Genomic DNA, 13,301 nt, shown 5'->3' on the forward strand with positions numbered 1-13,301 from the left:
GACCATCCGGTCAACATAATTGCAGCTCCTTTGAGGTCGATCGGAATGCCAGCACGCATCGGCGTGGACGTCGGCGGCACCTTCACCGATGTGGTGCTGGCCCTTCCGGGCGGGCGCATCGTCGTCAACAAGACCACAACCACGCCGCAGGATCCGGGCGAGGGCGTCGCCGCCGGCATCGCCGCCGTGATCGCGGAGGCCGGGCTCGCCGCCGGCCAGGTGACGGAGATCGTCCATGGCACCACCGTCGCCTCCAACACCATCCTGCAGAAGGCCGGCGCCCGCACCGGCCTGCTGACGACGCAGGGCTTCCGCGACGTGCTGGAGATCGGCCGCATTCGCACGCCGGGCATGTTCGACATGACCTGGCGCAAGCCCGAGCCGCTGGTGCCACGCCGCTGGCGGCTGGAGGCGCGCGAGCGCACCGCCGCCGATGGCAGCGTCGTGACGCCGCTCGATGCCGAGAGCGTGCGCGAGGCCGCGGCCTTCTTCCTCGCCGAGGGCGTCGAGGCGGTGGCGATCTGCTTCATCAACTCCTACGCGCATCCGGCGCATGAGCGCGCGGCCGCCGCCCTGCTGCGCGCGGCCGCGCCACAGCTCCTCGTCACCGCCTCCTGCGAGGTGCTGCCCGAGATCAAGGAATACGAGCGCACCAGCACGGCGGTGGTGAACGCCTATCTCCTGCCCGCCATGCGCGGCTATCTCTCCCGCCTGCAGCAGCGGCTCGCCGCCATCGGCATCACCGCGCCGGTCCAGGTCATGGCCTCCAATGGCGGGATGATCGGCCTGGATGCGGCGCGCGAGCGGCCGGTCTTCGCCGTGGGGTCCGGCCCCGCCGGCGGCGTCGCGGGCGCGGCGCGGCTGGGCGATGGCATCGGCGCGGCGGATCTCATCGTCTTCGACATGGGCGGCACCACGGCAAAGGCCGCCATCATCGAGGGCGGCCAGCCCTCGCTCGTCACGGAATACGAATTCCGTGACGGCATCAGCACACCCTCCCGCTTCGTGAAGGGCGCGGGCTACATGCTGAAGGTGCCGGCGATCGACATCGCCGAGGTCGGCTCCGGCGGCGGCTCCATAGCGCGGATCGATGCGGGCGGTCTGCTCGTCGTCGGCCCGCAGAGCGCGGGGGGCGATCCGGGCCCAGCCTGCTATGGGCGCGGCAATGCCGAACCCACCGTGACCGATGCGAACATGGTGCTGGGCTATCTCAACCCCACCGCGCTCGCGGGCGGCTCGCTGCGCGTGGATGCGGCGCTCTCGCGCGAGGCCATTGCGCGCCGCATCGCCGGCCCGCTGAAGCTCAGCGTCGAGGAGGCGGCGCATGGCATCCGGCAGATCGCCAATGTGAACATGGCCCGCGCCATCCGCGCCGTGACGGTGGAACGCGGCAAGGACCCGCGCGACCTGGCGCTGATGGCCTTCGGCGGCGGCGGCCCGCTGCATGCGGTGAATGTGGCGCGGCTGCTCGGCATTCGGCGCGTGCTGATCAGCCCGGTCGCCGGCGTCTTCTCCGCCGCCGGCATGCTGGCGGCCGAGGCCGTGCACGAATTCGTCCATCCCCTGCTCATGCCTCTGGCGCAGGTGACGCCCGCGCTGCTGCAGGCCGCGCGCGCAAGCATGGCCCAGGCGGGCCACGCGGCCCTGGCCCATGAGGGCTACGCAAAGGAGACGGTGGAACTGCGCTACGCGGCCGATCTGCGCTACGCCGGCCAATCCTCGCAGCTCACCGTGCCGGTGGGCGACTTCGCCGTGGCCGCGCTGCATGCCGGCTTCGAGCGGCTCTATGGCGAGACCTTCGGCTACACCGCCGCGGGCGAGGGCGTGGAGCTCGTGAATCTCCGGCTCTCGGCCATCGGGCGGGCGGAGGGGCGGATCGACTTCCCCTCCCTCGCCCTCGATGCCCGCGCCCTGGCCGGCGCGGTGGGCGAGCGCCTCGTCTCCTTCGCGCGGGGCGAGGCCCCGGTGCCGACGCGCCTGCTGCCCCGCGCGGCCCTCGCGGATGGGCCTGTTCATGGCCCGGCGATCCTGGAAAGCTACGACACGACGATCATCGTTCCCCCCGGCTGCACGGCGCGCGCCGCGGGCTCCGGCACCGTGGTCATCGAGATGGAGGCGGCCGATGCCTGAGGATCCGATCACCTTCGCCGTCATCAAGAACGCGATGGACGCGATCGTGGATGAGGTGGCCTATACCGTCATCCGCACCGCACGCTCCGAGATCGTGAAGGACGTGATGGACTACAGCGCCGCCATCTGCGACGCGAAGGGCGAGATGGTGGCCCAGGCCAAGACCATCGCGCAGCATCTGGGCGCCATCCCCGAGGCGATGGCCGCCGTGCAGGCCCGCTGGGGTGGGCAGCTCGAGCCCGGCGATGCGGTGGTGATGAACGATCCCTATTCGGGCGGCATGCACCTGCCGGACATCTTCATGTTCTATCCGGTCTTCGAAGGCGGCGCGCTGCTCGCCTGGACCGTGGTGATCTGCCACCACACCGACATGGGCGGCCGCGTGCCCGGCTCCAACGCCGCCGACAGCACGGAGATCTACCAGGAAGGCATCCGCATCCCGCCGCTCAAGCTCTATCGCGCGGGCGTGATGGACGACACGCTCTCGGCGATGATCGGACTGAATGTCCGCGTGCCGGAGATCGTGCTCGGCGACCTGCGCGCGCAATACGCCGCCTGCCAGGTGGGCGCGCGGGAGCTGGGCGCGTTGGTGCGCCGCTACGGCGCGGATGGCATGCGTGGGCATCTCGCCGGGCTGCTCGACTACGCCGAGCGCATGGCGCGCGCCGAGATCGCCACCTGGCCGGTCGGCACCTACCGCTTTACCGACCATATCGACAGCGATGGCCTGTCAGATGACCCCGTGCCGCTCAGCGTCGCCATCACCGTGGTGGGCGACGGGACGCTGAAGGTGGATTGGGCCGGCTCCTCGCCGCAGGTGCGGGCCGCGATCAACTCCACCCTCTCCTTCACCAAGTCCAACAGCTTCCTCTCCGTGCGCTGCGCGCTCCGCGGCGACATCCCGAACAATGCCGGCGTCTTCCGCTGCATCGAGGTGACGGCGCCCGAAGGCTGCGTGCTCAATCCCATCTCGCCCGCACCGGTCGCGGCGCGCGCGCTCACCGGTTATCGCGTTATGGACACGATGTTCGGCGCGCTGGCGCAGATCGTGCCCGAGATCATTCCCGCCGCCGGCGAGGGCGGGAACACGGTGGTCTGCCTCGGCGGCCGCCACCCAGACAACCGCCCCTTCATCATCGTGGACATGATCAGCGGCTGCTGGGGCGGCCGGCCGGATCAGGACGGCATCGAGGCCATCACCAACCCCTCGCAGAACCTCTCCAACACGCCGGTCGAGGTGCTGGAGCGCCAGCATCCCGTGCGCATCGAGGAATACGCGCTGGTGCCCGACAGCGGCGGGCCCGGCCGCTTCCGTGGCGGATTGGGGCTCGCGCGCAGCTATCGCCTGCTGGCGGAGGATGCGGTGCTGCAGCTGCGCGCCGACCGGCTGCGCTTCGCCCCCTATGGGCTGGAGGGCGGCGAGCACGGCGGCGCCGCGGCGAATTGGCTCGGCGAAGGCAATGCGCGCGAGGCGATCCCTGGCAAGGTCACCATGCGCATGCAGCGCGGCCAGCTCCTGACGCATCATCAGGCGGGCGGTGGCGGCCATGGCTCGCCCCTGGCTCGGGATCCGGAGGCCGTCGCGCGCGATGTGTGGAACGGCAAGGTGAGCGTGGAGGCCGCGCGGCGAAGCTACGGCGTGGTGATCGAGAACGGCCACCTGGACAGCATCGAAACCGCGAGATTGCGCGGCCAACAGCAGGGAGAACGGGCATGACGAAGCATTTCCAGCTTTCGCGACGCAGCGCGATGATCACCGCCGGCACCCTCGCCCTGCCGGGCCTTGCCCGCGCGCAGGGGGAGCGGCTCACCGTGCGGCTCGACTTCTCGCCCTGGGGCGTGCAGGCCGCGATGCACCTGGCCGAGACGCGCGGCTGGTTCCGGGAGGCCGGCCTCACCGTGGATGTGCAGGATGGGCGCGGCAGCGGCAACACGCTGCAACTCGTGAATGCCGGCCAGGCCGATGTCGGGCAGATCCAGGTCGGCCTTATCGCCCAAGCGCGCGAGCAGGGGGCCACCGTGCGCGCCTTCGCCGGCTTCGGGCGGCGGACGGACCTCGCCGTGCTGGTGGATCGCGACAGTCCGATCCAGCGCGTGCAGGATTTCCGAGGGCGCAGCCTCGTCGTCTTCGCGGCCAGCCCCTGGGCACCCTTCATCGACGCCTTCCTGCGCGCCGGCGGGCTCGACCGCAATAGCGTGAACGTGATGTTCGTGGACCCGGCGGCGCTCTGGGGCACCTACACCGCCAAGCGCGCCGACGGGCTGATGTCCACGGCGCCCTCGGCGCTGCCCGTCGCCGAGCGCCCGCGCCCGAGCCGCGCTATCCTGGCCGAGGATGCCGGCATCAGCTTTCCGAGCTATGGCCTCATCGCGACCGAGGCGACGATCCGCGCGCGCGGCCCCGCGCTCCGCCGTCTGGTCGAGACCCAGCAGCGCGCCTGGGCGCATCTGCGCACCAACCCGGATGACGGTGTGGAGGCGATGCTGCGCCAGCGCCCCGATGCACGGCTCGACCGCAACGTGACGCGCGAGCAGATCCGCCTGACGCTCGAGTTCTTCGACACGCCCGCCAGCGCCGGCCGGCCGATCGGCTGGCAGGCGGAGGTGGACTGGACAACCGCCCTGCGTTCCCTGGAGGCCGCGGGCGCCATCCGCGCGGGTTGGCAGGCGGGCAACTACTTCACCAATGACCTGATCGGCTGAACCGGCGTGGGGCTCTGCATCGAGGTACGTGACGGGGGTAAGACCTATGCCTCCGCGCGCGGCCCGGTCACCGCCCTCGCCCATGTCGGGCTCGAGGTGCGCGAGGGCGAGTTCCTCTCGCTGCTCGGGCCCTCGGGCTGCGGCAAGAGCACCCTGCTCCGCGCCATCGCGGGGCTGGATCCCCTCACTGCCGGCACCATCACGCTGCGCGGCGCGCCCATCACGCGCCCGCCCGAGCGCATGGGCATGGTGTTCCAGCGCGACGTGCTGCTCGATTGGCGCAGCATCCGCGACAATGTTCTGCTAGCTGCCGAGCTCCAGGGCCTGCCGCGCCACGCGCATGAAGCGCGCGCCATGGCGCTGCTGGAACGCTTCGGCCTGGGCGACTTCGCCGACCGCCACCCCTGGGAGCTCTCCGGCGGCATGCGCCAGCGTGCCGCCATTTGTCGCGCGCTGCTCTGCGAACCCGATATCCTGCTGATGGACGAGCCCTTCGGCGCGCTGGACGCGATGACGCGCGACGACTTGAACCTCGAGCTCTCGCGCATCCAGCAGGATGGCGGGCGCACTGTGGTCTTCGTCACGCATTCAATCGCAGAAGCGGTCTATCTGTCCGACCGCGTGGCCGTCATGTCCACAGGGCCTGGGCGCGTGGTGGAAGTCTTCGACATCAACCTCCCCCGCCCTCGCCCGCTAGCGCTCCGCGAGACGCCGGAATTCGCGGTCCATGTGGCAGCCATCCGCGGGCTCTTCTCGCGGCTCGGCATCGTGAAGGACTGAGCGATGGCTAGCAGTTCGCGTGCGCAGGGCATCGCCGGCACTCTCGCCGTCCTCGTTGGGCTGATCCTCATCTGGGAGGCGGCCGTGTTATTCTTCGCACCTCCCCCTATCCTGCTGCCGGCGCCGAGTGCGATCCTGGCCGAGCTCTGGTCCTCGCCCCGCTACTTCCTGCGCCATGCGGGCTTCACGCTATGGACGACGCTCGCGGGTTTCGGCCTCTCGGTCGTGCTGGGCGTTGCGCTCGCGGTGGCAATGGTCGCATCCCGCTGGGCCGACCGCGTGATCACCACAATCCTGGTCGTGATGAACTCGCTGCCCAAGGTGGCGCTGGCACCGCTTTTCGTCATCTGGATGGGCACAGGGGCCGAGCCCAAGATCGCCATCGCGGTGATGCTCGCCATTTTCTCCATCGTGGCCGATGTGGCGCTCGGCCTCCGCTCCGTGGACCCCGATGCACTGGCGCTGGCGCGCGTCCATCGCGCCACGGCATGGCGCATCCTCTGGAAGGTTCGCTTCCCCAACGCGCTGCCGGCACTCTTCGTTGGCATGAAGGTCGCGATCAGTTTCGCGCTTGTCGGAGCCATCGTGGGTGAGTTCGTCGGTGGCTCGGCCGGGCTCGGCCATGTGATTCTCATCGCTCAAGGACAGTTCGACACCGTCCGCGTCTTTGCCGCACTCTTCGTTCTGGGCGTCATCGGCACCTTGCTATTCTATCTGGTCGAAGCAACGGAGCGCTTGGCGCTACCCTGGCACGTCTCGCAACGCAACCAGCACGGCGTCTTGGCACGTTGAGGGCATGGTCTCGCAGCCTGCAGCAGGAGTGACCCAGGTACGGCAAATTGCCTGAGACCACGTCTGACTGTCGAAGTTGACAAGGCCTTTTGAAATCAGGGTGGCTAACGCCTCCCCGCATCCCGTTCCATGCGGCTCGGCAGCACACGCGACTGCAAAGCAAGCGATAGAATTACTGAGGCGCGTGCTGGTGGCGACGCGGACTCCATCCCCACGGCAGAGCTTGAGTGTCCGTCACCAAGCTGATGAATAGCGCAGCGATTGTCTGCGGCCGCCTTGTCGCGGCAACTCCAACGGCGCGAAGGTGCGCGCGGACCCACGTGCTGCCTCGCTTGCTCGCGGCGATTGCCGGTCGCCAGGGCGGCGCGTTGGAGGACATCGTCGGCGGACGCAGCTCTGTCCACGATCCGCACCTGTGCGGACCAAGACGATCGACTTCGGACGGGTGATGGATTGGGCGAGGATGCCGCGGTCATTTCTAGAGCTTGGCTGGGGTTCACCGCTTTCCGATCCGAACCGGCCCGAGCAGCTCCACTGCGGTTCAACGGGCCTGCAGCGCAAGGCCCTGGCCAACGCATATCGGCGAATTGGGCAGGCCCCTGGCGCTGCCTCGAGGCAGATTCAGCTAACGATAGAACGGATCGGGCTTTGGCAGCATCTGAACCCAAACAGCCCAAGGTAGAGGCCAAGCGAACGCCTTTCACGGCGAGCGCGGTGCGAATGCTTGCGTCTTGACGATCCGTCGCCATCAGCCATCCCGCCGGGGGGCTCAGCAGATCCGCGGGTTTGCCTGGGTGGGCGCTGAGCCTCCGTCGATGGCAGACCTTTCGCGATGGTAGGTCGGCGGCGGCGGCGCGCAGGTAGCCACCCAGGATGCGCACTATCGAACGCCCCGCTTGCGCCGAACGATGCCAGCAGGCCCCACAGGCAGCGTATCGACGCCAACAGCCGAATCCTGCACCGTTCAGTTTCATAGCTCGCGGGGATAACCGTGGAAACTGCGAATCTTGTCCTCATCGAGGCGGACGGAACCGCCGCCACCCTCTGGCTCAACCGTGCGGAGCGCGCCAATGCGCTGGGCCCGGACCTGGTCGAGGCGCTGGATGCTGCGATCGAGACGGCGCTCGCGGCCGGCGCGCGGCTGCTGATCCTGCGCGGCAAGGGACGGCATTTCTGTACCGGCTTCGACCTCGGCGACCTCGAGGCCTGCACCGATGGCGACCTCGCCCTGCGCATCCTCCGCATCGAGATCCTACTGCAGAAGATCCACGCCCTGCCGGTGACGACGGTAGCGATCGCGCAGGGGCGGGTCTTAGGCGCGGGGGCGGATCTCTTCGCCGCCTGCGACCACCGCTTGGCCATGGATGGCGCCAGCTTTGCGTTCCCCGGCCCTGCCTTTGGCCTGATCCTCGGCACCGGCCGCCTGGCGGGCTTGGTGGGCGACGGCGCGGCGCGGCGCCTGCTGCTCGCGGGTGAGCCGGTGAATGCGGCGGCGGCGGTGGCGCTCGGCCTTGCAACCGGCAGGGGCGACGACATCGCGGCCGCGACTGCGGCAGCCACGCGGCTCGACGCGGAAACGGTCGCCGCACTGCACGCGCGCACGCGCCACGCCGATGATGCCGACGACCTTGCCGCGCTGGCGCGCTCGGTCGCGCGACCGGGCCTCAAGAAGCGCATCCAGGATTACCGCGCCAGGATGATGAAGGCATGACCCTCGCCGAGGCCGTCGCGGCGCAGACCCCGCTCGTGCAACGCCTCCTGGACGGCGTCGCCACCATCGGCGCAGACCCGCCGGGAATAACGCGCGACGCCTATGGCAGGGGCGAGAACCAGGCCCATGCCCTGATCGCCGAGGCCGGCGCGGCGCTGGGCCTCACCGCCAGCACCGATGCCGGCGCCAACCTCAGCCTGCGCTGGGCGGCACCCCAGCCAGAGGCCGCGCCAGTGCTGATCGGCTCGCACCTCGACAGCATCGTGCAGGGCGGCAATTTCGATGGCGCGGCGGGCGTCGTCGCGGGCATCGGCGCCGTCGCGGTGCTCAAGGCAGCCGGCGTCCAACCGAAGCGCGACATCGAGGTGCTGGCGTTGCGCTGCGAGGAGGCGGTCTGGTTCGGCCTCGGGCTCATCGGCAGCCGCTGCATACTGGCGCGCCTGCCGCCTGGCGCGCTGGACCTGCCGCATGCCCGCACCGGCCGCACGCTGGCCCAGAGCATCGCCGATTGCGGCGGTGACCCCGCGCGGCTGCGCGAAGCGACACCGCTGCGTGCCCCGCGCGCCATCGGCGCCTATCTCGAGATTCATATCGAGCAAGCGCCGCAGCTGATCGAGGCGCGCGCGCCGCTGGCCGTCTGCCTCGCCAATCCCGGCAATGTCCGCCATCCGTTCATCCGCGTCACAGGCGAGGACGCGCATACCGGCCTACCGCATCGCTTCCGCAGGGACGCCGCGCTAGCCGGCGCCGATCTCTCGCTCGCGCTGGAGCGGCTCTGGCTGGAGGAGGAGGCGGAGGGCCGCCCCATGGCCGTCACCATCGGCCGCTTACATACGCCCGCCGCGCGCCATAGCCTCACCGCCGTCTCGGGCGAGTTCGAGCTGAGCCTCGATCTGCGCGCCTACAGCCCCACGCATCTGGCGGCGCTGGAGGCGAGGCTGCAGACCATCACGAGCGAGGTCGCGGTGCGCCGCAACGTCACCATCGCTCTGGGCGAGCGCAGCACCGCAGCGCCCGGCCCCATGGACCCGGCCCTGATCGAAGGTCTCTCAGCCGCAGCACGACGCTGCGGCATCGCGGCCCCGCACCTGAATAGCCCAGGCAGCCATGACGCGAACAACTTTGCCGCGTCCGGCGTGCCGACGGGCATGCTGCTCATCCGCAACCAGAATGGCAGCCACAATCCGCATGAGGCAATGGACACGCCGGATTTGATGGCGGCCATTCATGTCCTCGCGGAGTGGCTCGCGAACTGACCGCAGGCATCGGGGGCGATAGCGTTGCGCGCGGGGAGACGGGTCTTCTCCACGCCGACGCTAACCGCGCCCCCCGAGGAGGCGCTCCTCGCATGGCCGGACCATCACGGATACCAAGATCGAAGAGACAATGACCTGCGCAATAGCTGCCGCAAGCGGCGCGATTCGGCGCACCTGCCGGCCCAGGCCGGGCACTGTGCCACGCCGATGCCCGAGAGCGAGCGCCTGTTCGCAGCGACTTCCCGTATCTCTCACGTGCGCCGGATCTAGCTGCAACTGAAGCGCGGCGGCCGCGACTGGGCACTTTGCTCAGTTGCGTGGCGGCGGTCGTCAGAAGGCAGCGAGGGGCCGCGCCAGATCGGTGAAGCGAGGGAGACGCGTCTGCGCGCACGCGGCAGGACATTCGCATGGATGTTAGTCACCCATCGACAACCCCACTGAAGTTGCCCTGCTTCCATGGACGGTTTGCGGGTAGGGCCCCCTGAATCCCGGCATTTCAGACACCTTCTTCTCAAGCCTCGGGGTGTCCACGACACTGGGTCAACTTCAACCAACGCACCTCGCCAGGCCGGTCTCGATCAGCCGCATCAGAATCTGTGCGGCCGCACTGCGTTCGAAGCGCGTAAGGCGAGCCAGATCCGTCAAGCTGGCGCCCGGATTGCCCTTGACCAGACGCAGGACTCGAAGCTCCCGGACCTTCCAGGCAGGTTGCTGCACGAGCAGGCGATCGACGGGGCCGATGCCCTCATCGGCAATAGTGGCGAGGGGCTAAGTAAGGCTCTGCTTCAGTATCCGGAGGCTGGCAACATGAGGGAGGCCAGAGTGTCTTCGCCTATTGCCTAGTGCAACCATCGAACCAGGTTGCCGGGGTCACCGCACGCGACGGTGTCGAGCAACCACGCCCCACAATGCTCCAGCGTGCGCCATCGTGCCGAGGATTCAGCATCACATCGTGCGATGCTCCGGCCCCACCGTTCCGGCGTAGCGAAGCGAGGGACTCTGTCGCATAGTGAGAGGAAGGCGCAGCCCGGGAACATACCTGGATCATCAGCGCAACGGAGGAAGCACATGTCGGCTCGTCGCCTGCGACGATGAACGCGCCTGCGCCCGAACCAGGCCCTGCGCCGCACAGGCTCTCCCCTGCCAGCACATCGCCCTTCAGCCAGCGCAGCTTCCGCTTCCAATGGCCGTCCGACCTCGCCGTGTCCTGGGCCTTCGAGATGGAGACGCTGCTGCTGGCCTGGTTCGTCCTGGTCGAAACGGGTTCGGTCATCTGGCTCACCGGCTTCGGGGCGCTGCAGTTCGTCGGCACGCTGATCTCACCGCTCTATGGCGTGGCAGGCGACCGGCTCGGTCAGCGGCGTGTGCTTTCCGCCATGCGAGCGGCCTATGTGGCGCAGGCGTGCTGCATCGCCGCCCTCGCGCTCACGGGCCAACTCAGCGTGGTGGCGGTGTTCATCATCGCCTTCGGCATGGGACTGGTACGACCATCCGATATCGGTGTGCGCAACGCGCTGATCGCGGCCACCATGCCCGCGCCGCTGCTGGCCAAGGCCATCGGGATCGAGCGCGTCAGCATGGATGCCGCGCGTGTCGTCGGTGCGTTGACCGGCGCCGGGATCGTCGCGATGCTGGGAATGGGCCAGGCCTATGTGGTGGTGGCGCTCCTCTACCTCGTCAGCCTCGCACTGACCTTCGGCATCCGCGAGCCCTCCAGCGAAGCCAGCGCCATCGCGCCCGCCTCGCTACTCGCCATCTGGCAGGAACTGGGAGCGGGCATCGCCTATGCGCGCCGCACGCCCGCGCTCATGGCGGCGCTCTTCCTCGCCTGCCTTGCCAACTTCGCCGCCTATCCGCTCACGGGCGGCCTGCTGCCACATGTGGCGCGCGAGGTGTACCGCGTTGACCAGGCAGGCCTCGGCACCCTCTTCGCTTGCTTTTCCGGCGGCGCAGTGCTGGGCTCGCTTCTCGTCAGCCTGCGCGGCGTCGGCCCCCAGCCGGCCCGGGTGATGCTCGCCTCCGCCGCGCTCTGGTTTGGCTTCCTGCTGGTCTTCGCGCGGGTGGATAATGTCGCGATCGGCATGGCGCTGCTCATGGTCACGGGCTTCCTGCAAAGCCTGTGCATGGTGCCGATGTCGGTGCTCCTGCTGCGAATTACCGCCACCGCCTTTCGCGGACGGATTATGGGCCTGCGCATGCTCGCTATCTACGGGCTGCCGGTGGGGCTGCTGCTGACGGGGTTCGGCATCGCCCATCTCGGCTTCGCCGCAACCGCGACGATTTTCGCCGGCTTCGGCCTGCTGGCGACGCTGGCCATCGCCTGGCACTGGCGCACGGCCCTCTGGCGGATGCCAGCGGCGTAAGGCGCGCTATCGCATTCCCTCCGCCGCGCTGCCGAGGATGAGGCCGCGCAGATAGCCGACGAGATCGGCGAATTCGCGCTGCCGCCCTGTGTCGATGGACACCGTCGCCGTGATGCCCGCGCGCAGCGGCGGCTCATCCGCGCGGGGCAGCAGCCGGATGCGCACCGGCAGCCGCTGCACCACCTTCACCCAATTCCCCGAGGCATTCTGCGGCGGCAGGATGGCGAACTCCGCGCCGGTCGCGGGGCTGATGCTCTCCACCTCGCCCTCCCAGACCAAGCCGGGATAGAGATCTAGCGCCACCTGCACGCGCTGGCCGATGCCGACATGCGCCAGCGTCGTCTCTTTCAGATTGGCGTCCACCCAGGGGCGCCGGTCGGACACCAGCGCGAAGAGCGGGACGGCGGCGCGCAACTGCTCACCGCGCTGCACCCGCATGTTCACCACCGTCCCGCCGACCGGCGCCTGGATCTGCGTTCGCGCCAGGTCCAGCGCCGCGCGGTCACGCTCCACCATGCGTTCGCGCACATTGGGGTGGTCCTCCACCGGCAGCGCGGGATCGCCCTTCAGCGTGGTGAGTAGCCGCACCAGGCGCTGGCGCACCACATTGATCCGCTCGCGCGCCACATCCGCATCAGCCTGCGTCTCCTCCAGCCGCGTGGCCGGCGCAACGCCGCGCGCCGCAAGCTCCTGCTGGCGCCGCGCTTGGCGCTGCAGATAGTCAGCGCGCGCCTGCAACTCCCCCAGCTCGCTCAGCGTCTCGCGGTAGGTGGCACGCGCGACCTCGACCAGGGTGCGTGCCGCATCCAGCTCGGCCTCCGCCTTCTCGACGGCGAGGCGGAAGGGCTCGGCGTCGATGCGCAAAAGGACCATGCCGGCTTCTACGCGGGCATGGTCGCGCACCAGCACCTCCACCACCCGCCCCGTCACCTCGGGCGCGATCTGCACGATATCGGCGCGGACATAGGCGTTCTCGGTGGTGACGTAACGCCCGCCTTGCCGCCAGATGAAGGCACCAGCCAGCACCGCCAGGGCCGGCAGGACCAGCAAGAGCAACGACCGCAGGTGCGGCGCGCTCATGCCCCTGCACCGCCGCGCGGGCCCATCGCCTGGAGCTGCTGCTTCACTCGCTCGATCATGGCAGTGAGCACTGCCCGCTCCTCCTCGCCGAGGCCGCCCATCATCTCATCCAGGAATTCGGTGGCGATGCGCCCCATCTCAGCCTGGATGCCATCGGCCTCCGCCGTCAGGTGCAGGCGGTTCACGCGGCGGTCGGTCATGTCGGGGCGGCGGACCAGCCAGCCGCGCCGCTCCAGCCGGTCCAGCATCCGCCCCGCGGCCGCGCGTTCCATCTCCAGCATCTCGGCGAGCTCGGTCTGGGTGATGCCGGGATAGCGGTGCAGCCGACTCAGAACCTGCCATTGCGGGCGCGTCAGGCCGATCTGCCGGGCACGGCGGTCGAAGGCCGCGCGCATCATCCGGGCCACGTCGGTGATGAGATACCCGATATGCCGGCGATCTGCCTGGTCCGGCGGCATGAAGAGCCTCGCCTTCCGATTGTTGTCG

General features: G+C 69.4%; 11 protein-coding genes. 8 read left to right on the plus strand and 3 right to left on the minus strand.

The genetic code is table 11. The annotated features are described in order from the left end of the window. The first annotated feature begins 45 nt into the window (after window positions 1-45). The 7 genes from KTR66_RS05685 to KTR66_RS05715 all read left to right on the plus strand — a co-directional run bounded on the left by KTR66_RS05685 (window position 46) and on the right by KTR66_RS05715 (window position 9,372). On the plus strand, window positions 46-2,130 hold the full coding sequence (locus tag KTR66_RS05685) for a hydantoinase/oxoprolinase family protein (protein ID WP_213611274.1): 2,085 nt from the start codon (window positions 46-48) through the stop codon (window positions 2,128-2,130). Beyond that, window positions 2,123-3,847 (plus strand): hydantoinase B/oxoprolinase family protein, encoded by a 1,725-nt coding sequence (locus KTR66_RS05690; RefSeq protein ID WP_213611275.1) that lies wholly within the window; start codon window positions 2,123-2,125, stop codon window positions 3,845-3,847. Before KTR66_RS05685 ends, KTR66_RS05690 begins: the two co-directional genes overlap by 8 nt. Then, the gene (locus KTR66_RS05695) at window positions 3,844-4,833 is read left to right on the plus strand and encodes an ABC transporter substrate-binding protein (RefSeq protein WP_213611276.1); all 990 of its coding nucleotides are present in this window, start codon (window positions 3,844-3,846) and stop codon (window positions 4,831-4,833) included. Before KTR66_RS05690 ends, KTR66_RS05695 begins: the two co-directional genes overlap by 4 nt. A gap of 6 nt (window positions 4,834-4,839) precedes the next feature. After that, complete coding sequence (locus KTR66_RS05700) at window positions 4,840-5,613, plus strand: ABC transporter ATP-binding protein (RefSeq protein ID WP_213611277.1); 774 nt, start codon at window positions 4,840-4,842, stop codon at window positions 5,611-5,613. A 3-nt stretch (window positions 5,614-5,616) separates the two neighbouring features. Then, window positions 5,617-6,405 carry an ABC transporter permease gene (locus tag KTR66_RS05705; RefSeq protein ID WP_213611278.1) on the plus strand — a complete coding sequence of 263 codons (789 nt, stop codon included), beginning with the start codon at window positions 5,617-5,619 and terminating at the stop codon, window positions 6,403-6,405. 991 nt (window positions 6,406-7,396) lie between these two features. Then, the gene (locus KTR66_RS05710) at window positions 7,397-8,116 is read left to right on the plus strand and encodes an enoyl-CoA hydratase/isomerase family protein (RefSeq protein WP_213611279.1); all 720 of its coding nucleotides are present in this window, start codon (window positions 7,397-7,399) and stop codon (window positions 8,114-8,116) included. Continuing rightward, window positions 8,113-9,372, plus strand: a complete 1,260-nt coding sequence (locus KTR66_RS05715) for a Zn-dependent hydrolase (RefSeq protein ID WP_213611281.1) — start codon at window positions 8,113-8,115, stop codon at window positions 9,370-9,372. The genes KTR66_RS05710 and KTR66_RS05715 overlap by 4 nt, the downstream gene beginning before the upstream one ends. A 546-nt stretch (window positions 9,373-9,918) precedes the next feature. Here the strand turns inward: KTR66_RS05715 and KTR66_RS25240 are convergent. Next, the gene (locus tag KTR66_RS25240) at window positions 9,919-10,089 is read right to left on the minus strand and encodes a helix-turn-helix domain-containing protein (RefSeq protein ID WP_213611282.1); all 171 of its coding nucleotides are present in this window, start codon (window positions 10,087-10,089) and stop codon (window positions 9,919-9,921) included. 374 nt (window positions 10,090-10,463) lie between these two features. Between KTR66_RS25240 and KTR66_RS05725 the strand changes: the two genes are divergently transcribed. Continuing rightward, window positions 10,464-11,735: an MFS transporter gene (locus KTR66_RS05725; RefSeq protein WP_213611283.1), complete on the plus strand. Its 1,272-nt coding sequence runs from the start codon at window positions 10,464-10,466 to the stop codon at window positions 11,733-11,735. Window positions 11,736-11,741: 6 nt separating this feature from the next. Here the strand turns inward: KTR66_RS05725 and KTR66_RS05730 are convergent, their stop codons facing one another. Together KTR66_RS05730 and KTR66_RS05735 are read right to left on the minus strand one after the other, a co-directional pair. After that, window positions 11,742-12,815, minus strand: a complete 1,074-nt coding sequence (locus KTR66_RS05730) for an HlyD family secretion protein (protein ID WP_213611284.1) — start codon at window positions 12,813-12,815, stop codon at window positions 11,742-11,744. Continuing rightward, window positions 12,812-13,273 (minus strand): MarR family winged helix-turn-helix transcriptional regulator, encoded by a 462-nt coding sequence (locus tag KTR66_RS05735; protein WP_213611285.1) that lies wholly within the window; start codon window positions 13,271-13,273, stop codon window positions 12,812-12,814. Before KTR66_RS05735 ends, KTR66_RS05730 begins: the two co-directional genes overlap by 4 nt. Window positions 13,274-13,301 lie beyond the last annotated feature (28 nt).

Source organism: Roseococcus sp. SDR, assembly GCF_019083995.1.
GTDB lineage: Bacteria > Pseudomonadota > Alphaproteobacteria > Acetobacterales > Acetobacteraceae > Roseococcus.